This is a genomic window from Paenibacillus sp. 19GGS1-52 (assembly GCF_022369515.1).
In the GTDB taxonomy this organism is placed as follows: Bacteria; Bacillota; Bacilli; order Paenibacillales; family Paenibacillaceae; genus Paenibacillus_AQ.
The window spans coordinates 3,068,606-3,089,135 of record NZ_CP059724.1 but is presented as its reverse complement, the minus strand read 5'-3'; the positions used below and the strand labels follow the sequence as shown (position 1 = coordinate 3,089,135).

At 43.6% G+C, this 20,530-nt stretch carries 18 protein-coding genes; 6 read left to right on the top strand and 12 right to left on the bottom strand.

What is annotated here, in order from left to right; all coding sequences use genetic code 11:
- Positions 1–18 precede the first annotated feature (18 nt).
- The 3 genes from H1230_RS14530 to H1230_RS14520 all read right to left on the bottom strand — a co-directional run bounded on the left by H1230_RS14530 (position 19) and on the right by H1230_RS14520 (position 3,862).
- Positions 19–909: an NHLP bacteriocin system secretion protein gene (locus H1230_RS14530; RefSeq protein ID WP_239716452.1), complete on the bottom strand. Its 891-nt coding sequence runs from the start codon at positions 907–909 to the stop codon at positions 19–21.
- A gap of 2 nt (positions 910–911) precedes the next feature.
- Positions 912–2,063 carry an ABC transporter substrate-binding protein gene (locus H1230_RS14525; protein WP_239716450.1) on the bottom strand — a complete coding sequence of 384 codons (1,152 nt, stop codon included), beginning with the start codon at positions 2,061–2,063 and terminating at the stop codon, positions 912–914.
- A gap of 242 nt (positions 2,064–2,305) precedes the next feature.
- A complete protein-coding gene (locus H1230_RS14520) occupies positions 2,306–3,862 on the bottom strand; it encodes an ABC-F family ATP-binding cassette domain-containing protein (RefSeq protein WP_239716448.1) in 1,557 nt (518 codons plus the stop codon).
- Positions 3,863–4,025: 163 nt separating this feature from the next.
- On the opposite strand from H1230_RS14520, the gene H1230_RS14515 reads away from it, so the two are divergent.
- The 3 genes from H1230_RS14515 to H1230_RS14505 all read left to right on the top strand — a co-directional run bounded on the left by H1230_RS14515 (position 4,026) and on the right by H1230_RS14505 (position 6,123).
- Positions 4,026–4,700, top strand: coding sequence for a Crp/Fnr family transcriptional regulator (locus H1230_RS14515; RefSeq protein WP_239716446.1), 675 nt, complete (start codon positions 4,026–4,028; stop codon positions 4,698–4,700).
- A 168-nt stretch (positions 4,701–4,868) separates the two neighbouring features.
- On the top strand, positions 4,869–5,060 hold the full coding sequence (locus H1230_RS14510; RefSeq protein ID WP_239716442.1) for a YgaP family membrane protein: 192 nt from the start codon (positions 4,869–4,871) through the stop codon (positions 5,058–5,060).
- A gap of 40 nt (positions 5,061–5,100) precedes the next feature.
- A complete protein-coding gene (locus H1230_RS14505; RefSeq protein ID WP_345773422.1) occupies positions 5,101–6,123 on the top strand; it encodes an alpha/beta fold hydrolase in 1,023 nt (340 codons plus the stop codon).
- A gap of 100 nt (positions 6,124–6,223) precedes the next feature.
- On the opposite strand, the gene H1230_RS14500 is transcribed toward H1230_RS14505, so the two are convergent.
- The 3 genes from H1230_RS14500 to H1230_RS14490 all read right to left on the bottom strand — a co-directional run bounded on the left by H1230_RS14500 (position 6,224) and on the right by H1230_RS14490 (position 10,425).
- Positions 6,224–8,623 (bottom strand): chitobiase/beta-hexosaminidase C-terminal domain-containing protein, encoded by a 2,400-nt coding sequence (locus H1230_RS14500; protein ID WP_239716440.1) that lies wholly within the window; start codon positions 8,621–8,623, stop codon positions 6,224–6,226.
- A 219-nt stretch (positions 8,624–8,842) separates the two neighbouring features.
- Positions 8,843–10,093, bottom strand: coding sequence for an MFS transporter (locus tag H1230_RS14495; RefSeq protein WP_239716438.1), 1,251 nt, complete (start codon positions 10,091–10,093; stop codon positions 8,843–8,845).
- Between the two features lie 107 nt (positions 10,094–10,200).
- Positions 10,201–10,425: a carboxymuconolactone decarboxylase family protein gene (locus H1230_RS14490; RefSeq protein WP_481857142.1), complete on the bottom strand. Its 225-nt coding sequence runs from the start codon at positions 10,423–10,425 to the stop codon at positions 10,201–10,203.
- A gap of 311 nt (positions 10,426–10,736) precedes the next feature.
- Between H1230_RS14490 and H1230_RS14485 the strand changes: the two genes are divergently transcribed.
- The gene (locus H1230_RS14485; protein ID WP_239716436.1) at positions 10,737–10,904 is read left to right on the top strand and encodes a hypothetical protein; all 168 of its coding nucleotides are present in this window, start codon (positions 10,737–10,739) and stop codon (positions 10,902–10,904) included.
- Positions 10,905–11,354: 450 nt separating this feature from the next.
- Here the strand turns inward: H1230_RS14485 and H1230_RS14480 are convergent, their stop codons facing one another.
- Positions 11,355–12,137: a DODA-type extradiol aromatic ring-opening family dioxygenase gene (locus H1230_RS14480; RefSeq protein WP_239716434.1), complete on the bottom strand. Its 783-nt coding sequence runs from the start codon at positions 12,135–12,137 to the stop codon at positions 11,355–11,357.
- Positions 12,138–12,286: 149 nt separating this feature from the next.
- On the opposite strand from H1230_RS14480, the gene H1230_RS14475 reads away from it, so the two are divergent.
- Positions 12,287–12,610, top strand: a complete 324-nt coding sequence (locus tag H1230_RS14475) for a winged helix-turn-helix transcriptional regulator (RefSeq protein WP_239716432.1) — start codon at positions 12,287–12,289, stop codon at positions 12,608–12,610.
- Positions 12,611–12,671: 61 nt separating this feature from the next.
- On the opposite strand, the gene H1230_RS14470 is transcribed toward H1230_RS14475, so the two are convergent.
- The 4 genes from H1230_RS14470 to H1230_RS14455 form a co-directional block, all read right to left on the bottom strand.
- Positions 12,672–13,301 carry a nitroreductase family protein gene (locus H1230_RS14470; protein ID WP_239716430.1) on the bottom strand — a complete coding sequence of 210 codons (630 nt, stop codon included), beginning with the start codon at positions 13,299–13,301 and terminating at the stop codon, positions 12,672–12,674.
- 615 nt (positions 13,302–13,916) lie between these two features.
- On the bottom strand, positions 13,917–14,543 hold the full coding sequence (locus tag H1230_RS14465; RefSeq protein ID WP_239716428.1) for a type 1 glutamine amidotransferase family protein: 627 nt from the start codon (positions 14,541–14,543) through the stop codon (positions 13,917–13,919).
- Positions 14,544–14,656: 113 nt separating this feature from the next.
- On the bottom strand, positions 14,657–15,619 hold the full coding sequence (locus tag H1230_RS14460) for a helix-turn-helix transcriptional regulator (RefSeq protein ID WP_239716426.1): 963 nt from the start codon (positions 15,617–15,619) through the stop codon (positions 14,657–14,659).
- 390 nt (positions 15,620–16,009) lie between these two features.
- Positions 16,010–18,118 carry a glycoside hydrolase family 52 protein gene (locus H1230_RS14455; protein WP_239716424.1) on the bottom strand — a complete coding sequence of 703 codons (2,109 nt, stop codon included), beginning with the start codon at positions 18,116–18,118 and terminating at the stop codon, positions 16,010–16,012.
- A 177-nt stretch (positions 18,119–18,295) separates the two neighbouring features.
- Here H1230_RS14455 and H1230_RS14450 point away from each other — a divergent pair, with 177 nt between their 5' ends.
- Positions 18,296–19,210 carry a helix-turn-helix domain-containing protein gene (locus tag H1230_RS14450; RefSeq protein WP_239716422.1) on the top strand — a complete coding sequence of 305 codons (915 nt, stop codon included), beginning with the start codon at positions 18,296–18,298 and terminating at the stop codon, positions 19,208–19,210.
- A gap of 88 nt (positions 19,211–19,298) precedes the next feature.
- Here the strand turns inward: H1230_RS14450 and H1230_RS14445 are convergent, their stop codons facing one another.
- Positions 19,299–20,189 (bottom strand): copper amine oxidase N-terminal domain-containing protein, encoded by an 891-nt coding sequence (locus H1230_RS14445; protein WP_239716420.1) that lies wholly within the window; start codon positions 20,187–20,189, stop codon positions 19,299–19,301.
- Positions 20,190–20,530 lie beyond the last annotated feature (341 nt).

Here is a 20,530-nt window from a genome sequence, read left to right as displayed (position 1 = left end):
TGGAAACTCAACTCCAATTTATTTGATCTGAGGGATAACAGAAGTAATCGGACGTTCCTTCTTCAAAATGATCGATCCAAGCGCTAATGTACCGCTGTTGATTAGAACAGGAGGTCCATGTTTGGATGACCACGCATAACCGCTCGGCGTATTCACATTCGGTGTTAAATCAATGCGCACCTCTAAAGAGGCACCGCCTTCGGAGAGTTGATTCACTAATTCTTCATCCCCCAAAGTTATCATCATCCCTTGTTTGGAGACAGGAAATTCCGAAACAGAAACAACTCGCCCTAGCATAAAACCATACTCTTCCTTATTCACAGAAGCTGGAGAGATCTGTACATCCATACCCGGAATAATCCCCTCCCCTTCACCCTCAGGAATATACATTACGGTGACAAGTTCGTTAATATCGTCCCCTACCAATTCTATTGTCACTACTGGCATTCCCGTAGTGACAAGATCGCCTTTGTTCACTTTAACCTCTAGAATTCTACCCGTGTAGGGACTTACCACTTTGGAGGCTATTTCATAATCCTTTTTTAATTGAGATAATTGCGTTGGCGACTGTGTTTGTTTCATTTGCTCAATCATTTGGGGTTGAGAAATTCTAGCGATAACTTCACCCTTATGTATCAAATCACCTGTGCCAGCGCGGATGTCTGTAATCTGACCACTGGAAGAGATATAGATCTGATGAATCCCACCTGGCTTGATTAGTACGCCCTGGCCATTTATCTTTGTAGCCAAACTGCCATAAAAGCCCCATATCATCGCAGAAATGATTAAAAGTCCGATCGCTAATAAGGCAAGCCATCCTCTGGGGGAGGTCACTTTCATTAATGAGTCTAGCTGTTCAGGTGAGGATAACCTATCCATCGAGACTTTACGAAACACCTGATTCTCCATCCTTAATTCCCTCCCTCATCCAAGTAATCAAAATGGCCATCCCGGTAGATCTTTTTGACAATAGGTTTATCCAACACATCGCCGTTACTATCAAATGAATAGTTTCCTGTGACACCGGCCCATGCTTTCATTTTTTGTAGCGCGATGGCTATATCTGCAGGAACTCTTGATCCAGCAGTTTTTATCGCCTCGGTTAACAGATATACAGCATCATATCCTTGAGCCGCCCATGTGGTGGGAGCGACTTTATATTGTTCCGTAAAACCTTTCACGAACTCGGCCGTCTGTTCACTCTTATCGTTTGGATTAAATTCAGAAGCCACCACGGTCCCTTCCACCGCTTTCCCGCCAACAGATCCCAGAAGCTCTGAATCTAAACCGTCTCCTCCAATAATCGGCACATCTATGCCAACTTGTCGAAGTTTAGTAATGAATTCAGCCCCTTCCGGCATAATGTCTGCAAGGAAGACCGCGTCCACACCCAAAGTTGTCCACATATCGGCGATTCGTTGTAAATCGTTGAGATCAGTATAGGATGAAATACGATCAATAATGTTAATCCCACTGTCGGTAGCACGATCTTCAAAAGCATTAGCAAGCCCTTGGCCGTTTGCATCATCCTTATAAAATATAGCGATATTACGATATCCACGATTGAGTGCATATTGGGACATCTGCTGCCCCACTTGTTCATCATTGGGTATACTGCGAAACACTTGCTTATATCCTAAATGGGTTAGATCCGAGGCAGTGGAAGCCGGAGTTAGCATTAATAGACCCGCATTTTCATAAATAGCCGCTGCTGGAATTGAGATCGCTGAATTGCGATGTCCTATCACAGCCACCATATCGAGATTATTCGCAAAAGATTGCGCTACAGATAAACCATGCGTTATAGAGGATTGATCATCTTCTTTGACCAAGCGGAGCGGACTGCCGAGAATCCCTCCTGCTGCATTAATTTCTTTCACAGCCAAATCGATTCCTTCCTCGAACAAATCATCCTTGGAAGCAAAAGGCCATGCCACACCAATAACTATCTCCCCATTTTGTTTAGCCACTTTCGCGCGTTCCTGGCTGACTTCAAGCGATCCTGAACACCCCGAAAGCAAAATGAGGATCAACATGATGTTTAACATCATTTTATAGTTCATCTAATCTTGATCCTCCTTTTTTCGTATAGAATGCCGTTCAAAATATTACTAAATTTAACATACCACAACTGAATGAAAGGAAAATGACAAACTATGCTATCCAATGAATTTTGAATCTATCTCATGCCGAAATTTCACAGTAAAAGTCGAAATCCTGTTTCTTTATAGCAAAAAAAACGACATTTCTGCCGTTCTTAATGTTTAAACCAAGATATTAATTCCCTAGTCACCACTTTGGAGAATTAAAATATTTTTGTCGTCCAGGATTCGCAATTCCAAATATCTGTGGCAATATCACGATAAAACTCAGGTTCGTGGGAAATTAACAGCATGCTTCCTTTGTACGCTTTCAAAGCTCGTTTGAGCTCTTCCTTCGCATCCACATCCAAATGGTTCGTAGGCTCATCCAGCACGAGTATATTCGTTTCGCGATTAATGAGCTTGCATAGACGTACCTTGGCTTTCTCTCCACCGCTGAGAACCGAGAGTTTGCTCTCGATGTGCTTAGTGGTGAGTCCACATTTGGCTAATGCCGCACGTACTTCGAATTGAGACATGGAGGGGAACGTATCCCATATTTCCTCTAAACAGGTATTGTTCTTGCCTTCCTTTGATTCTTGTTCGAAATAGCCGATCTCCTGATTGTATCCAAGCTCAACCGAACCGGACAATGCCGGGATTTCGCCCAGGATACTGCGCAGAAGAGTCGTCTTCCCGATTCCGTTCGCACCGACAAGCGCTACCCTTTGACCGCGTTCCATCAGCAAATCCAGGGGCCGAGATAAAGGTTCCTCATACCCGATAACCAATCCTTTGGCTTCAAAAATAACTTTGCCTGCCGTTTTGCCATCTTTGAAATGAAACTGTGGCTTGGGCTTGTCTTTCGACATTTCGAGGATGTCCATCTTGTCGAGCTTCTTCTGCCTAGACATCGCCATATTGCGGGTAGCCACACTGGCCTTATTGCGGGCAACAAAGTCCTTCAACTCGGAAATTTCCTGCTGCTGCCGGTTAAAAGCCGATTCATGCTGCTGCTTGCGCATTTCATAAATCTGCTGGAATTGATTATAATCGCCGACATAACGGGATAGCTTCAGGTTCTCCATATGGTAAATCAGGTTGATTACGTTGTTCAAAAAAGGAATGTCATGTGAGATAAGAATAAATGCATTCTCATACTCCTGAAGATAACGCTTCAGCCATTCAATATGCAACTCATCCAGATAGTTCGTAGGTTCATCGAGGAGCAGAATATCCGGTTTCTCCAGCAGCAGCTTGGCCAGCAATATCTTCGTGCGCTGTCCTCCGCTAAGCTCGGATACATCGCGGTCCAGTCCTATGTCTGTAATTCCCAAGCCACGTGCCGTCTCCTGCACCTTCGCATCGATCATGTAGAAATCCTGACTCGTCAGGGTATCCTGGATCGTACCCACTTCTTCAAGCATCTTCTCCAGCTCTTCCGGGGAAACGTCACCCATCCGGCCGTACATATCATTCATTTCTTGCTCAAGATCAAACAAGTATTGGAATGCACCCCGCAATACATCCTGAATCGTTAACCCCTGGGTCAATACCGCATGCTGGTCAAGGTAGCCGACCCGTACCCGCTTGGACCATTCAACTTTCCCTTCGTCGGGCTGCAGCTTGCCTATTACAATGTTCATAAACGTGGATTTACCTTCGCCATTCGCGCCGATCAACCCGATATGCTCGCCTTTGAGCAGGCGGAACGAAACATCCTTGAAGATCGCCCGATCCCCAAAGCCATGACTTAATGCTTCAACATTTAATATACTCATTAGTGGGCACCTTTTTTTCTGTATTTTATCGTTTATATTATAAGCAGGAATGCGGGGGAATTCAATGGAATGTTTGATTTGTAACATTGTCACAGTGTTCATCCCCTGTACATGATAAAATGCAACTGCCGAACTATCCTTTGGTACAAGGAGCTGAGAGATATTGAGTCCAACCGTATTTGAACACCTCCCCCGAATCGTTGCTCTTTTTCCTTGTTTGTCCGAAATCCGTACAGAGGATTGGAGCCGAGACGGGATAGAGGTCATGAAGGTCGAAGCTAATCTAGTCATTGAAGAAGGCCAGTTTCTCGAATATGCAGTATTGGTGCTAGAGGGAACCATACGTATGTACAAAATCAGTGCCGGCGGCAGAGAAATCACCCTGTACCGCATCCATGGCGGCGAGTGCTGTCCGCTAATGACCACAAGCATATTAGGAGAAAGTGAATATGAAGCATCTGCCTGCGTGGAAGAAGATGGGCTGGCCCTGCTGATTCCGGTAAGCATTTTCCGGGAGTGGACAGACCGTTATCAGGGCTTCCGCCAGTTTATATTTAAATCTTTTGCGAACAGAATCATCCTTATGTCCAACCTGCTGGACAGCATCCATTTCAAATCCATCCGTGGACGGATCGCCGAATATTTGATTCAGCATAGCCAAGACAGCGGAGACCTGCTGAATATTACCCATGACACATTGTCCGTGGAGCTGGGAACGGCGCGGGAAGTGATCAGCAGGTCGCTCAAACAGTTGGAAAAAGAAGGGCTGATCAAACTTTCCCGTGGACAGATTGCACTGATCAGCCGTGAAGGAATAGAGCAGCATCAGGAGCTCTGACTCTGATAACAAACCTAGCAAATAAAACCGTCTGGCTTTCCGCCAGGCGGTTTTATTTTGAATTCCTGTCATCATTTATTTCTGTGTGACGAAGTTACGGTTGTTCCTCGCTGCAATTGGTAAGATCGGTCCTGTAGATACAATCACAATGAAACGGAGGAACAGAAAATGAAAAATGTTGGTGGAGCAGATCGTGCTATAAGAATTATTGCCGGGGTGGTGCTCTTGTCGCTATTCTATTTTCTCCCAGGCTACTGGAAGCTGTTCGGCTTGACGGCCATCCCTTTCCTGGTTACCGGCTTAACACAGCGTTGTGGAATCAACAAGTTGCTTGGTCGGAATACCTGCAGAATCAACTGATAAACCCACTGAAACACCCAAACTAAAGGAGGTAATAATAATGAATATGATGAAAAAGAAACTCGCTGCAACACTTCTTACAGGGATAGTACTTCTCGCAGGTGTGCAATTGGGTGGCGGCGCCACGGCAAATGCCGCTGGCAGCTCACTACCCGTAATTCAGACCTTAAGCACACAATATGATATCAGTCCGAACCGTGTCTTCTACAACGCCAGCACCCATTATATTCAAATCGACGGCCAAGATGTCCTTAAACCAACTACCATCAAGAATGGTCGGGCTTATGCTCTCAGTGAGAGCATTGCTGCAGCGGTTGCCAAAGCCCAAACCCAACAGCCTTTAACCTTCGTCCTGATATACGGTGCCTGGGCAGATGCCTTCTTCTGGGATAAAACTGCAGCCGAATTGCGAAAAACAGGACATACCGTCTACGCTCCTGAATATGCCGGTCATGGCACTCTGTATGATCCCAATGTGACCCATGAGCAGATTGTCACTTCTGTTGTAGACTATATCAAGTCCAAGAAGCTTACCAATATCGTCCTCGTGGGTCATAGCTTCGGAGGAACGATCATTCAAAAGGTGGCGGAGCAAATTCCGGAACGTATTCACCGGCTGGTATTCTTCGATGCTTTTGTGCCGCTTGACGGACAAAGCGTCGTCGATCAAGCTCCCGGACTCGAAGCTGGGTTTGGACAATTGCGAGAGGCGTCCGGCAATAATACGCTCCCTCTGCCCTTCTCCATGTTCCGCGACAGCTTCGTAAATACCGCAAGCCTCAGCTTGGCTAAAGAGATCTATCAATCCGCCAGACCAGAGCCTGCCGGACCTTTATTCGAAAAGCTGGATTTGAAAACATTCTATACGCTTGAGCTGCCCAAAAGCTATTTGGTTCTGACCTCCGATACCGCCTTGCCACAAGGCAGCTATGGCTGGAACCCGGCACAAGCCAGTCACCTTGGCCAGTTCCGTCTCATCACCGGCGAAGGCGACCATATGACAACTGCCTATGCAGCACCAAAATATTTAGAAGAAAAGCTGTATGAAGCTTCCAGAGATTGAAGCTGGTGGACAGAGCAACAGGCCCGGCATATTGCCAGGGCCTGTTGTGCTGTTGTTATCTTTTATATGGAAAATTCAACAAGCATGGAATGCAAAGCGACTACTCTACATCTAAGGAGTGGTTAAGACTGACATTTAGCATACGTAAGATCATGAGTATTGACTCGTATCTCGTAGCACTAGCATTTGGTTTGAACGAACCATCCGCTCCACCTTTTACAATTCCCATCTCGGATAACGTATTAATCTCATACTCTGCCCAGCTACCTGAAACATCCTTGAACCTATCACTTTTCACTAAAGTCGTATTTATTACTTTTGACAGCATCGCCACTATTTCCGCTCTGGAGATACTCTGATTCGGTTTGAACGTACCGTCCAAGTAACCTTTGATAATACCACTTGCTTTTAATGTAGTAATTGCTTCTGTTGCCCAATGATCTTGGGTGTCCTTAAAGCTTGAATCCCCTTCAGACGTTAAGCCAAGCGCTTTTACCAGCATTGTGGCAAATTCCGCTCTAGTTATGGTCATATTTGCGCGGAATGAACCATCCTCATAACCCCTGATAATGCCAAGCTTAGTGGCTAACTCGATTGTTTTAGCCATTCGAGAATCTTTGGGCACATCCTTGAATGTTACTGCTGGTTCAGAGTTTGCTTTTTCTACTAAAGCCTTGATTGCATCCATATTCACTTTTTCATTGTAAAATGATTTTGCTGTTGGTACAGGCGTTGGTGATACAGTTGGTATAGGTGTTGCGGTGGGAACTGTTGGTGGTGTTGCAGTAGCTGGGGAAGTTTCATGGGTCCCACTTGGTAAAATCGTATAACTGATGCTCATAATCTCACTATTTATCATTCCGGCATGAATCGCTATCGCTTTGATCGTTTGTTCCCTGTTGATCACAATTGCTTCATTATACAGCTTGCTGGCTGTGCTTGGATCAGTGTTGTCTGAAGTGTAATAAATTGCCGCTCCTGTTGTCGTGCTGCTCAATACCACACTTGTTCCCGCTGCTACAGCTCCACTTGATACGCTTGCTGTCGGTGCTGCTACTTGCTCTACTGTATAACTTTCAGTGATCATCTCACTATCCGCGTATCCCATTTTCACGGCTATCGCCTTGATAGTTTGCGTGTTGTTAACTACAATTGCTCCTGAATACAAAGTGCTCGCTGTTGTTGGATCGCTGCCATCTCTTGTGTAATAGATGGAAGCTCCCTCTGTCGCACTGCTCAATGTCACACTTGTTCCTGTCGATACAACTCCACTTGATACACTTGCTGTTGGTGCCGCTACTTGCTCTACTGTGTAACTTGCAGTGATCATCTCACTATCCGCGTATCCCATTTTCACGGCTATCGCCTTGATAGCTTGCGTGTTGTTTACTACAATTGCTCCTGTATACAAAGTGCTAACCATTGTCGGATCGCTGCCATCTCTTGTGTAATAGATGGAAGCTCCTTCTGTTGCACTGCTCAAAACCACGCTTGTTCCCACTGCTACAGTTCCACCTGGTAGGTTTGCTGTAGGATCTCCCGTAATTCCAGAAAATAATTTAGGATATTGGCCTACATCTATATACCAAGTGAAGCGAAAGTCCCAACCCTCGTAAGTGCTTATCGTTTTCATTTCAACTGTAGTTTTCCCACTGGCTCCTAAGCCTGCTTTTCCTGTTGTTTGAGTGTCATAGTAGTTGTTGATGGTAGTTCTGTTACTGTCATTACCCATAAAGCCACCTGTATTGCTAACTCCAGTCACAACTCCAGCAGCGTAGTTATTGGCGATATATCCATCAATCATATTACCAACCAAGCCACCAACATACGAACTTCCGCTAACAGCTGATGTAGAGTAATTGTCACTAATCCATCCGTCCGTAATACCGGCTAAACCGCCAACGCCACTGTATCCAGTAACAGATCCCGTAGTGTAGCTGTTGCTGATATATCCATTGTTTAAACCTACCAGCCCACCTACTCCGACAACTCCATTCACATCTGCCGAAGCGTAGCTGTACCTTATTACTCCATTACTATCATTAAAGCCAACTAAACCGCCTACATTTGACTTGCCCTTAATAATTCCAGCTTCCAGTTTAATGTTCTGAATAGTACCCATATTATCACCAAATAGACCTACACCATTGTCGCTATCTCTATCAATTAACAACCCTGTTATAGTAAAACCATCGCCATTCATATTTCCAACAAATGGTGCAGCTGCATTCCCTATCGGACTCCAACCCTTATCATCTTGGTAATCAATCAGACTAATATCCTCTGTTAGCTTGAAAAAGGCACCATCTTCCCCCAAATGATCTCTGACCTTATTCAGTTGATCAGCCGTGGCAATTAGATATGGATTATCCTCACTTCCTGTTCCCTCGAAATCTGCTGCATACGCTTTACCTCCACCAATATCCAGCAAATTCAATCCACCTAGCACCATTAATATTACTAGAATAATAGACATTCTCTTTTTTAAGATAATATTCAATGCAGCACCTCCTTCAAACTTTTTACTAAGATTATCACACCATTATGATGAAAAAATGATAAACTTCGAACCTCCGCTCCATCTGCACGTTTAGTCAACCTCTGATTTTTGGATAAAGCCTTATTTCCTCCCACAAAATTTGATTCGATTACGAAAAACAAGCCCAAGCGATAATGTCGCCTGAGCCTCCATATATTTCACTATTAGCAGAAGTGAACTTCAAAAGTGCCCCTCAGCAAGACTAACCTTTTCCTTAGGTAAAGCTAAAAATACAATTAACCCAATAATAAATAAGGGAATAATCGATAAAATACTGTATTTGGCATTGCCTGTCATCGTAGTCGTTAAAGACATCACAAAAGGTCCGACAATGGCAGCGAACTTGCCAAAAATATTATAAAAGCCAAAAAATTCATTGGATCTTTCCTTGGGAATAATCCTGCCATAATAAGACCTGCTTAATGCCTGAATTCCTCCCTGTGCGGAACCAATCAAAGCACCTAGAATGAAGATATGCCAGACAGACGATATATAGAAAGCAGCGATACAAGAAATGATGTAGGTGAGAATACCGACGATGATCATGCTTCGTGTCGAATACTTTTTCGCCAAATTCCCGTAAATGAGTGCACACGGAAAGGCAATAATCTGAATAACTAATAAAATGCCCAGCAAGGTGAACGTATCAAGCGCATCAGCACCTAAAACTGACGTGGCGTATGGGACGACCATCTTAATAATCGTATCTACACCATCTATATAGCAAAAGTAGGCGATCAAGAATATAAATACCGTTTTATAATTTCTAATATGCTTAAAGGTTTGTCCTAACCTTTTGAAGCTGTTGATCACCGGTCTAGGCTCAGGCTCAATATAATACCGCTGTTTTACATCCCTGATCATTGGAATGGTCAGTAGCCCCCACCACAGAGCAGTAATGATAAACCCAATCTGATAACCAATGCCCTCATCCATCCCTAGAACAAAGATCAACGCAAGACTAAGGCCAAAAGGAATAACACTGGAGATATAACCAAAAGCAAAACCTCTTGAAGAAACCTTGTCCATCCTATCATCGCTTGTAATATCCACCAAAAACGAATCATAGAAAATATTAGAACCGGCAAAACCTATTGCTGATAAGACATAGAATACAATCAGTAACTGCCACTGTCCGCTTGCGGGTGATACAAATGCGAGAGAAAGCGTGGATATTAAACCGATCAATGTAAAAAATATGAAGAAGCGTTTTTTCTTATCCTTATAATCTGCCAAGGTACCCAAAATCGGACTAATGATTGCAACAAGAATACTGGCTAACGAATTAAAATACCCCAGATCCATACTGCTATTTACATTCTCAAACATACCGAATACAATCGGCAATAACGCGGTGGAAACAGCCATGGAATACGCTGAATTCCCGCAATCATATAGAATCCATGATCTTTCTTCCTTGCTCACCTTCATACACTCAGCCCCCGCATAACATACTTGCCGACATTATAGCATTTTGTTAGAGGGTGTAAGGTAAACTTAATGTTAAATCTAGTTAGGGTTTAGTAAAGTGACGGTTTTTAGTTTTCCAGGAAAATCTCCTTGTCAACCTGTATCGCAGATGCCGCGCGTGGCCAGCCCGCGTAAAAGGCGTGATGAGTTATCGCTTCGATCAACTCTTCTTCGGATAGACCATTCTTCAGGCCAGACGGATATGAAAGGGCAATTGCTCTGTAAGCCCACCGGCGACTAGTGCAGATACCGTAAGGAGCCTTATGTGCGTGGAATACTTTTAAAAAAACCATCTTCTGTTACGTTAAAATGCTCCACTATAGCACTCATGCTATCATGAGAACCAATGGTTAACTGCTGGACATCGTATTGGTTTTCTAAGTAACTAACCCTGATAAATGGCATTTCCACTTCACTCCTTTAGTAACTTATCCTTATTGTACTCTTTACAACGAGGAATATATCCACATCCAAGAAGCTTTTGATCCAGCATGTAAAAGAAGAGCTTAAGCAAAGCCGAAACTAAATGCAAAAAAACACGCCAGTAATCGACGTGTTTAGTTTCGATGTTCAATTAAAGCAAGTGCTTCGAAGACTCTTTTAGATGCTGTTTAAACGACATCACGAAGTGAATGTAAAGACGAAAAGTATGAAGCCCATGCGCTCCGTGAGGAAGCTTTGCGGCAAGCTTGCTCGCCTACTCGTTGCCATGGCACAAAGCGGCGAAGCTTACGAACCAGATGGTAATCTTCCTGTGAAACAAGCTGCTTAACCGCTTCTCAATTGGCACGAAAACTTGCTTATTCGCAGGATCTCAAGATTGCACGGAGTACCGGATTGCATTGAGTAAAAGGGCCCGGACCCGTAGCGTTAGGAAGAACGGCCCGCACCGACCGGTTAGGCGTAACGAAGGAATGAGAGGATATCGACCCGTTGAGAAATGGGAGTGAAAGCCTCCGGAGGTAAGTGGAGCAGCGTGCAGCAGAGCAGCTAAAAAAAGAGCGAAACTACACCCCTTCTGTTCCCGCATGCGCTTTGGTTGCCGAATTTGACGGTACAATGCCTTTTCTGTCCAGATAGCAATTTATCCTAAGGTGAGATCCTGCGAATAAGCGAGTATTCGTGAGTAAATTGCATTGTACCGAGGGAGCTTATTCAAGATATCCCTATATATATTTTTGATAGAAACAATAGTTTCACATCGTTTAAGTTGCTATAGTGATCACTCACCATATTGATAGACGCTGTTCATGATCACGTCCATCACTAAACCTTGAAATAACGTCTTTGTAAATTGGTTTTGATTAGCTGCCCCCATCGTATAAAAAACAGGAATGAAATGTTCTTTTGCTTGTGGAGGAACGGCGATCTTTGCATTAGGCGCAAGTTCTTCGTAACGAAAGAGTGAATCCAGATCCCATTGTTTCATGTGATTTTCCAACCATTTCTCGAAACCTAAAACCAACGATTTGACTGCCGATTTATCCTTAGCTCTTAATAGACCGAAATTGTGTACGGTTACTCCGCTGCCGATGATCAGCACGTCTTGTTCCCTTAATGGGGCAAGCGCCTTTCCAATCGCATATTGCTCCGCAGGAGTCAGACTAGGATTTACCGACATCGCGATCAAAGGAATGTCTGCATCAGGATACATCCTCTTGAGAATCGTCCACGATCCATGATCCAAACCTCGTTCACGTTCACTACGATTCGTTATGCCAGCTGCGTTCAATAGTTCCTGTACCTGAAGGGATACCTCTTTGTTTCCTTTTGCCGGATAAATCACTTGGTAGAGCTCATTCGGAAATCCCCCAAAGTCATACATCATGGTATACTCATCAATTTCGCTAATCATCTGCACATCACTTTCCCAATGTGCGGAAAACAAAATAATTGCTTGGGGACGGGGGAATGTTTGTCCGAGTTCTTCTAAATAACGTGAATACGTTGTATCTTCTACGGCGAGCATTGGAGTACCATGAGTAATAAAGAGTGATGGAATCATTATCTTCAAACCTCCACGCTGATGTTTTAGCTTTCAATTGATTATCAAGTACAATCACAATATTATAGTAGTAGACGTATATTTAGAAGTAGTCATAATTTTGTGACGTAGTTATAAAAACAGGACTATTGGAAAAGTGAGGTATTATTATGACACATCGTTTGTCAGATGAATTAATTTGTCCAGTATATCGACTTCAAAATATCATTGGAGGGAAATGGAAAATTATTATTTTGTATGAATTAAGCACTCAAACAAGAAGGTTTAATGAACTTCAACGTTCTATCCCCGGTATTTCAAAAGGAATATTGACACAACAACTGAGAGAGCTGGAAGCAGATCATATGATTCACAGAGAGGTATATAAAGAAGTCCCGCCGAAAGTGGAGTACTCGTTAACAACTTTAGCACAAAGTTTTAACCCTATAATACAGAGTATGGATCAATGGGGTAAGGAATATTTGGGAAGTTAGTTATGCAGTTAAAAAAGATGACTCCTGTGCCATACAGGAACCATCTTTTTGGCTCTCTTCGTTATCTCCAGAATGTCACTTCATCGACTGGGAATCGATACGATCCGCGACCCTCAGCTGCAGCTTTACCAACTGAAATAATCATAACCGGGACATACCGCTCTTTTTCTAAACCAAATGTTTCTGCAATATTTTCCTTGTCATAGCCACCCATTGGGTTCGTTTCGTAACCATGTGAACGCGCAACGAGCATAAACTGCATGGCGACAAGCCCAGCATCGGTAAGCACCCAATCTCGCAATTCACGTTCTGGCATATTTGCAACACGCTGCATAAGCATGGGTTGCAGTTGATTTTTGATTTCCTCAGGCATAAAACCTAGCTCGACGGTTTTCGAGAACATTTTCTCGAATTTTTCACTTGCTTTTAAATCGCCGAATATCGCAATAACAGCTGATGAAGTTGTCACTTGGGATAGGTTATGCGGCGCCAACTTCGCCAGCTTTTCTTTACCCTCAGGTGTATCAATTACAACAAAACGGTAAGTTTGTGTATTGGATGTTGAGGGTGCACGCATCGTCTTCGCCAAAATTTCAGTCATTTCTTCTTTACTTATTTTTACTGAAGTATCATATTGTTTTACTGAGCGACGGTTCAATAGAACCTCATTAAAATCATTGGTTACTGTCATTGTCTATTTCCCTCCTGTATCGTATGTTGGTACAAAGCCATGCACTTATCTTCCAAACTTTCAATATCAAGTTCGATCTCAATATTATATTAATAGACGTATTTATAAAAGTAGTCATTAAATAATGACCTAGTCACAAAAACAAGACCATTGTATATAGTATGGATTAATTTCTATGATGAAATGATAATGATCTGTAATCCTCACCTGATCTATCCTGAACAACGATGCGTAATCTAAAACTTTGTTTGGGTTACCCTAATCACTATTAAAAAAGGAGACGCAAGCCACTCGCGTCCCCGCAGATCCCGCTCCCTCTCGCTCCAATCTCCTAAAGCTCACGCCCAGCAAGACAGATCAGCCATTCTCTCGCCTTTTTTATTCCCCACATTAAATAGCTAACATTCTGCCTCAGAGCACGAGAAAAAATAAGTGAAATACTGGATTTCGAAAGAAATAATTAGAGTAACTGATCGATTAAAAAAATAGGAAATACTTGAGATAAGATTAAAAGCTGGATAAAAAGAGCCGAGGAAAAGCCTGAGAATGCAGGAGGTAATCCTGAAGATCTGTTGGCTCTGCGGAATCGCATGGATCTGGGTTTTTATTTCACCATCATTGGATTGAATTCATCAACCCATAGAAATATTTGGATTCATGAGTCTTATTAAGACTATACCAAGCATCTAATGTTTTTGAAGAAAACACATCCAAAGCTTTCAAGACGTGCACAGAAAATTCCAACGGGGCTATTCCAGATGCAGTGATCAAATTCCCATCAGTTACAACAGACTCCATTTTATAATACTCTTCGCCCTTATAAGTGGGACAGATCATTTTTAGGTACTCCAGATCATTGCTTGTATGCTGACGTGAATTCAGCAATCCTGTCTGGGCAAGTGCCATTGTAGCACCACAAATCGCTGCAACCAATGTACCTTCCTTTAAGCACCTCTCTACGATTGTTAAGATGGGTTGGTGAATGGTTTCTGTCCATGTCTCTCCACCGGGTAAAATCAATGTATCTGTGCTTTCAATGCTGCACTCATCCAGTTTGATGTCAGGCAGTATTGTAAGTCCGCCCATTGTAGTTACAGGAGTCTTTTCAATTCCTACGGTAACTATTTTTGATGGGACCAGCCCCTTTTTATAATATCTTCCCGAGTTCAGTTCGGCAGTTATGTAACCTATTTCCCAGTCTGCCATTGTATCAAACACATAAAGATATACCGTATTATTCATTTGCAAGTTCTCCTTATTTTACAATTCATCAAGTAGTACCAAACATTCATAGGTAATCAATGATTATCATCATTATAAAACAACTTCACTGACATCTGCTGTCAGTGAAGCAATTAAAGTTGATAATATTCCATTAACTCCGACGCAACTGCAACAAGTTTTTCCTTCAAACTCTGTGGTTCGATTACTTGAATGGATTTACCATAGGATAGGAGAAGATGAGGTACATATCTATGAATTGATTCTTCCTCAATTAAAAAGATTGCTTGATTTGATGTCCGTTCTTTCAGATGATGCCCCAAAAACCAATGCAGGCATAAGTCATCCAATGCCTCTGACCTGCCTCCGATAATTAAAGAAATTAACCCGTCCTTGCCCACTAAATCAGGTAACAAATTTCGCATAAAAAATTCACGGGCCGAAAAGGCTTCGGGACGCTTAAATTGGTTCTGAGTACGCTTGATTTGTACAATCCGCTCTGCCCGAAAGCTGCGGATCTCATTCCTAAGGTGGCAAAATGCAACAGTATACCATTTGTTGTTCCAATATACCGTTCCATAGGGGTCTATTACCCTATTCTTAGGTTGTTCTTCATGGCTTGTAAGATAATCAATTTCTACAGAGATTTCGTTTACTACAGCCTGCTCCAATTCCAACAATATCGGCTGAATAGAAGGGTCTACCCTCCGATTTATAACTTCAAATCCGGCTAAATAGCGACCAAGTATATTTTCCTGCTCCTGATTCGAATACATTTTCAACTTTGATGTCGCATTGCCTAATGCCTCACTCAAAGGGTATCCGGTTTCTTTTGCAAAAACCGAAGCATAAAGAAGTGCCTTTTTTTCTTCCATATCAAATAGCAGAGGTGCTCTGATAAAATTATTCAGCAAGCTATACCCGCCATTATGACCTGCGTCGGATATTATAGGCACTCCACTGGCACATAGTGCATCAATATACCGATAAACTGTCCTTATATTTATTTCTAACTTTTCGGATATTTGTTTTGCAGTCATTTTTACGCCCGAATTCAGCATCCATAGAACTGCCAGCATATTTTCGTTTTTTGGCATAACATGAACCTCATTTTTTGTTGAACCTCTATATTTTATTAATATCTTTTTATCTACTAAAGTATCGCACGAAATTATTAGCTTTGCGAATCGTCTGCCTATCTTTCAATTTCCTCGACCAGTACTGTCACATTTCTTTTCGTACCATCAATATTAGTCACTCCACATGTGTGGAGCGTAGAAACAAAAATCAGAACAAAAAAACGGCTTCTCTACCGTTATAATTTAAGGTACTGCTGGAGCTAGCGGGATCGAACCGCTGACCCTTGTATGCCATGTAAGTGTTCTCCCAGCTAAACTAAATAATAACCTTCCACCCCCTCCTCCACACACAAACCAAACGGGCCCCCACCGGAGGCCCGTTCCATCATCCCTATTCAGCTTCTCATTCTACTTCTCATCCAACCACAATATCGCCGTCACACCCCGCGGATAATACTTGCTGCCGGCGATTTCGCCGGAGATGATTTGGTCGCTCCAGCTCCAGATGGACAGCTCTGGATGGGTCAGCCAGGCTACATGTGCCGCATCCGCTTTGCGTCCACTTTCTTCCCATTTCAGACCCAGAATACTTCTGGCGATGAACTGGCAGAGATACACTTTGCTCAACCAGCTGTTGTTGCTGGTGGAGGAGATTTTCCAGCCGCCATCTTCAAACAGGCAGATGCCTGGCTGAAGTACAGCATGCAGATGTTTGTCGAGTGCCCCGATGTAGGCGGCGAAGCGGCCATTGCGATCGAGTGCTTCTTGGCAGCCGGTAAAGTACGGGAATACCAGACCTTCGATCGCTGGAATGATACGAGAATCATTGCCTTCGCCAATCACAGCTGGAATATAGCCATCCTCAGTGACACTTGCCACAATGGTTGCTGCACACTTCTCTGCCTGCGTCCCTGCAATAGCAGACAATTCTGCGCGGTCATATTCGTTGAATATTTTCTCCATGGCCAGATACGCTGCCCAGCATTTCCCTGCTAAATAAATGTTGTTCCGCGCTTGACCAAGCGACACATCCAGACTGTCATAGGTCGTAATCTCGGCTCCACCCATCGTGCGGGAGCTGTCGAGTGCCATTACACCGTTTCTTAGTGCAGGGTCTGGGTGATCCCGGTTCAACATGCTGTCCAGACAGCTCTCCATAACCTTAAGATTGCGCTCCATCCATGCAGAATCGCCGGTATGCTCAACATAGGTTGCCGCAGTCAATACCCAGTTGACCAGCTGTTCATGTGTCATATGGGAGAAACAGTCATCGATCCCATACAGCTCATATGCAGAATAACCAGGACGGGAAACGGCATTGGCAACGCCCATATCGTGGGTAAAGCTGATACCGCCTGGATATTCCGTAACATCACCTGGGAAGCGTACGGTGTCTTCATAACTGAATCGGTCCACGAACATGTCCAGCTCATTGCGCACGGTCCAAGGATTCAAGCGCAGCTCGTAGAATAGTTGATCGACGGTAAGATCGAAGGTATTCATCATCCGGTACTCACCTTCGTTGACGATCCAGAATGGCTTATCATTATAATCCAAAAGCTGAGTTGAACCGTAATAGCTGCGAATCGCATGGGCGAGCATAAAGGTCTGATCCTCCGAAAGATTGGCATCCGCAAACATTTGGTTGGCTTGCTCCGCTTCTTTTTTCAAGACATCAAATCTAGATAGGGCATACTCTGCCACAGACTCTACATTGCTAAAATAGCGGGTATAGTAGTAGGCGGCGTCCATTCCGGAGGTAACAAACCCTGAACGGTGGAAGCTCACGGCGAAGCGATAGGTTTCCCGCACACCCGCTGGCACGTCCATAATCAACGCCCCAACCTGACCTAACCCAAAGGACCAATTCTCCTGCAGCTCTGCCGTCAGAATGTCCTCCATCGTGAAATGCAGGGCAGACTTGACTGTTCCCTGCGTAGCTGCGATCGCCAGAAATCTCCCTTGACCAATACCTGTAAGTGTAGGTGATCCGTCCAGCCTTCTCATCGCACTATAAGCATCATTTCCCTGAAAACCAAAGAAAGCGCGCCGTTCGGATGTCGATGCGGTGTTGTCCACTTCAATCTCAACCAGCACCGCAGGCAAAAGAATATCTTTAAGTTCTTCAGCGGAGGCAGTTTCGGGATTAGGTATTGGACGTACCGGCGACAGAATGCGGAAGGTTAGATCCCCTGCACTCCAGCTGTCTGTAGATAAGCGAAAGTCTCTCTTGATTTCTTGTTCCGAAAAAGGAAAGAGGATATGCGGCTTGTTGGGATTAGGATCAGGGTTCTCGATGTCGTAGCGTTTACTCTCATCCTCCCCAGCCTCCGCATGGAATGGGAGCGTATCAAAACCTTTGCCATCCTTGCGTTCCAAGCCAATAAATATATTCTGTTTAGGCGGTTTGCCAAGTTCCAGGTCAAAGCCCCCGCTGGCCCCCTTGAACCCTAAAGTAAAGCTTGCAAATGCACCGATCGGTGAATGATGGGCATTAAAAAATTGATTATGTGACATAACGTAAATGCACTCCCTCCAGCATGGTTCCCGCGAAGATCCGGGCTCTACTTCAATGGTATCCGCATTGCATCAGGCATAACAGGGTTAAAGCATTCTATTATTTGGGCAAATCAAACCTTAGCAAAGTGCTATGTTATAATGAAGGTATCATTCCATTGTAAAAGAGGATTACTAGTGAACCCCATTGAACCTGGTATACAAAATTCCATTGACGGACGGATGTCAGCTGACATCCAGGTAGCCTTTCACATCTTCGCCGCACACTGGCGCAAGGTGAATGAGTTATGGCATTACCCTGAACATACCCATCCTATGTTTGAAATCAATATAGCTCTGCAAGGACAGCAGCATATGCTAGTCGGGGGCCAATCTTTTGTCCAGCATAGCGGCGATATTCTGTTTATCCGCCCTGGCGTCAAGCATTCGAGCCTTGGTACTGACCCCGGCTGTGAAATGACCTACTATTGCCTGCATTTTGATATCGATGATCTGACCTTACGCCGTTCCTTATTAACAGCTGATTCGGTCAGCCTCAGTGGGGATACACCTGAACTTCGGGAGATCCGCTCGGCGCTGGATGGGATCATCAGCTCGACCATCCTATCCGAATCAGAGGATTCGCACCGGAACCGCTTGGTTACACTGCATGCTTCGTTGCAGCTTCTCACCGCACTAAGCGGCTGGGTGCTTGCGGAAATGCCTAATGCAGCAGGAAGTACCCAGTCCGGGGTTTCGGAAAATACAGTTGCCCTGGCCAATGCCATTGAAGGATTGCTTCAAGCCTCTGTCTTCTCTGCGGCAGCTACAGGAGAGCGGAACGGGGGCATTGAAGACATTGCCGCAAGCCTAGGCTACAGTCCTACTCATTGTAATCGTACCTTCCACCAAATCTATGGCATGTCACCACGCCAATATTTGTCGGGCCTGATTATCCGGCAGGCCAAGCTGCTGCTAATGGACAACAGCCTGTCTGTAGATTCCATCGCCCACCAGCTCGGATATCGAGATGTTTCCCACTTCAGCAAGCAGTTCAAGCGCTGGACTGGCCTGCCGCCTATGGGTTATCGGCGACTGACAGCCGAGTCTTAGACACATTAAAGAGATTTGTGGTCGCAAAGAGAATATCTTCCAGTAGAGGTAGAGTCCGTACAGCAATTTATACAACGAGTTCAACAACTTATTTTTCTTCTGAAATATTAAAAAAATCATATAATCCAGGCATATCCTGATGCCCTATTGTTGTAGCTTTACCATCTTTATTGATAAAACCATAATCCGCCTCTCCAATAGGTAAAATTAGTTTGAAGAAGGTTATGCGATCAAAATCGATTATGGGCTGTTTTCCTACCTCTTCTTCAATGCTCGAGAGAAAAAAGGGGCCTTTTATAGTTCCTTTCTCCCCAATACGTCCTACCCACTTTTGCTCTAATCTCCCGTTTATTGCTTCAAGATACTCTACTCCATTCCCTATACTCCTAAATACTTGATCAGCCTTACCTTCAGGAAAATAGTAGTATTGAGTATCCGTTCCCCCTGCTTTGGTTATTGGCTTAAGTAAGCGTACAGTTGGAAGTTGTAAAGTCGCATTTCGAGCTTCGGCTAAATCAGATGATTTTGTCTTTTCTATCATTTCTTGAGTTGCTTTTACAATATGAACATTACGAGTATAAGGATTCCAACCAATATAGGCATCTGTTGCTTCAGCGATAAAGCGCAGAGGCACCATTACACGTCCATTTTTAATAAGGGAAGCCACAGGTAGTTTCACCTTATTTGAACCAATAGTTGCTGAGTTCTGACCTGCGACAAGTTTAATAATCTTATTATCCTGAATAATAGTGACAGTTTTGTTCGAGTTGTTCCACTTAACGCTAATACCCGGAATTTTCTGAATCACATTTAAAGGAACTATGGTAGTTCCATGATCAATATATGATGCAGCGTCCGTCTCAATGATGTCCTTGTTAACATTAATAGAAATGATGTCTGAATGGTTTGCCATCGCTGTTCCTGACATAGTTGTCAATAAGAAGATGACAAGTAGGCTAATCTTCAAGTATTTTTTCATTTTTTACTCCTCCTTCATAAAATTGGTAAAATGCTACAATTGATTAGACGATCTAAATTTTAAAAAGTTACGAATTTATGATTGGTGATCAAGTTTGAAGCGAAGCTACTCTGGATGGGTTAGAAATAGCACTATTTCAATGTTCCTAAACGTACAAAGAGCAGTCCCATTCTGAGGGCTGCTCTCTATGAACCAATTTGTATATCTTTTTTATTGGCTCCTCATTATATTCGAAATAACAATCGCTAATGTATTGATCGCAATGTCCGAGTGCTTCACCAATTACCCTGTAGTTCTGAAAGTCTATTCAAAAGCTTCAGCCTCTTCTCCAAAATTGATAA

Bases quoted from the DNA above. Each gene is read 5' to 3' on its own strand.
- H1230_RS14530 (WP_239716452.1), bottom strand. From the start codon at position 909: ATGGAGAATCAGGTGTTTCGTAAAGTCTCGATGGATAGGTTATCCTCA.
- H1230_RS14525 (WP_239716450.1), bottom strand. From the start codon at position 2,063: ATGAACTATAAAATGATGTTAAACATCATGTTGATCCTCATTTTGCTT.
- H1230_RS14520 (WP_239716448.1), bottom strand. From the start codon at position 3,862: ATGAGTATATTAAATGTTGAAGCATTAAGTCATGGCTTTGGGGATCGG.
- H1230_RS14510 (WP_239716442.1), top strand. From the start codon at position 4,869: ATGAAAAATGTTGGTGGAGCAGATCGTGCTATAAGAATTATTGCCGGG.
- H1230_RS14505 (WP_345773422.1), top strand. From the start codon at position 5,101: ATGAATATGATGAAAAAGAAACTCGCTGCAACACTTCTTACAGGGATA.
- H1230_RS14495 (WP_239716438.1), bottom strand. From the start codon at position 10,093: ATGAAGGTGAGCAAGGAAGAAAGATCATGGATTCTATATGATTGCGGG.
- H1230_RS14490 (WP_481857142.1), bottom strand. From the start codon at position 10,425: ATGGTTTTTTTAAAAGTATTCCACGCACATAAGGCTCCTTACGGTATC.
- H1230_RS14485 (WP_239716436.1), top strand. From the start codon at position 10,737: ATGCTGTTTAAACGACATCACGAAGTGAATGTAAAGACGAAAAGTATG.
- H1230_RS14480 (WP_239716434.1), bottom strand. From the start codon at position 12,137: ATGATTCCATCACTCTTTATTACTCATGGTACTCCAATGCTCGCCGTA.
- H1230_RS14475 (WP_239716432.1), top strand. From the start codon at position 12,287: ATGACACATCGTTTGTCAGATGAATTAATTTGTCCAGTATATCGACTT.
- H1230_RS14470 (WP_239716430.1), bottom strand. From the start codon at position 13,301: ATGACAGTAACCAATGATTTTAATGAGGTTCTATTGAACCGTCGCTCA.
- H1230_RS14465 (WP_239716428.1), bottom strand. From the start codon at position 14,543: ATGAATAATACGGTATATCTTTATGTGTTTGATACAATGGCAGACTGG.
- H1230_RS14460 (WP_239716426.1), bottom strand. From the start codon at position 15,619: ATGCCAAAAAACGAAAATATGCTGGCAGTTCTATGGATGCTGAATTCG.
- H1230_RS14455 (WP_239716424.1), bottom strand. From the start codon at position 18,118: ATGTCACATAATCAATTTTTTAATGCCCATCATTCACCGATCGGTGCA.
- H1230_RS14445 (WP_239716420.1), bottom strand. From the start codon at position 20,189: ATGAAAAAATACTTGAAGATTAGCCTACTTGTCATCTTCTTATTGACA.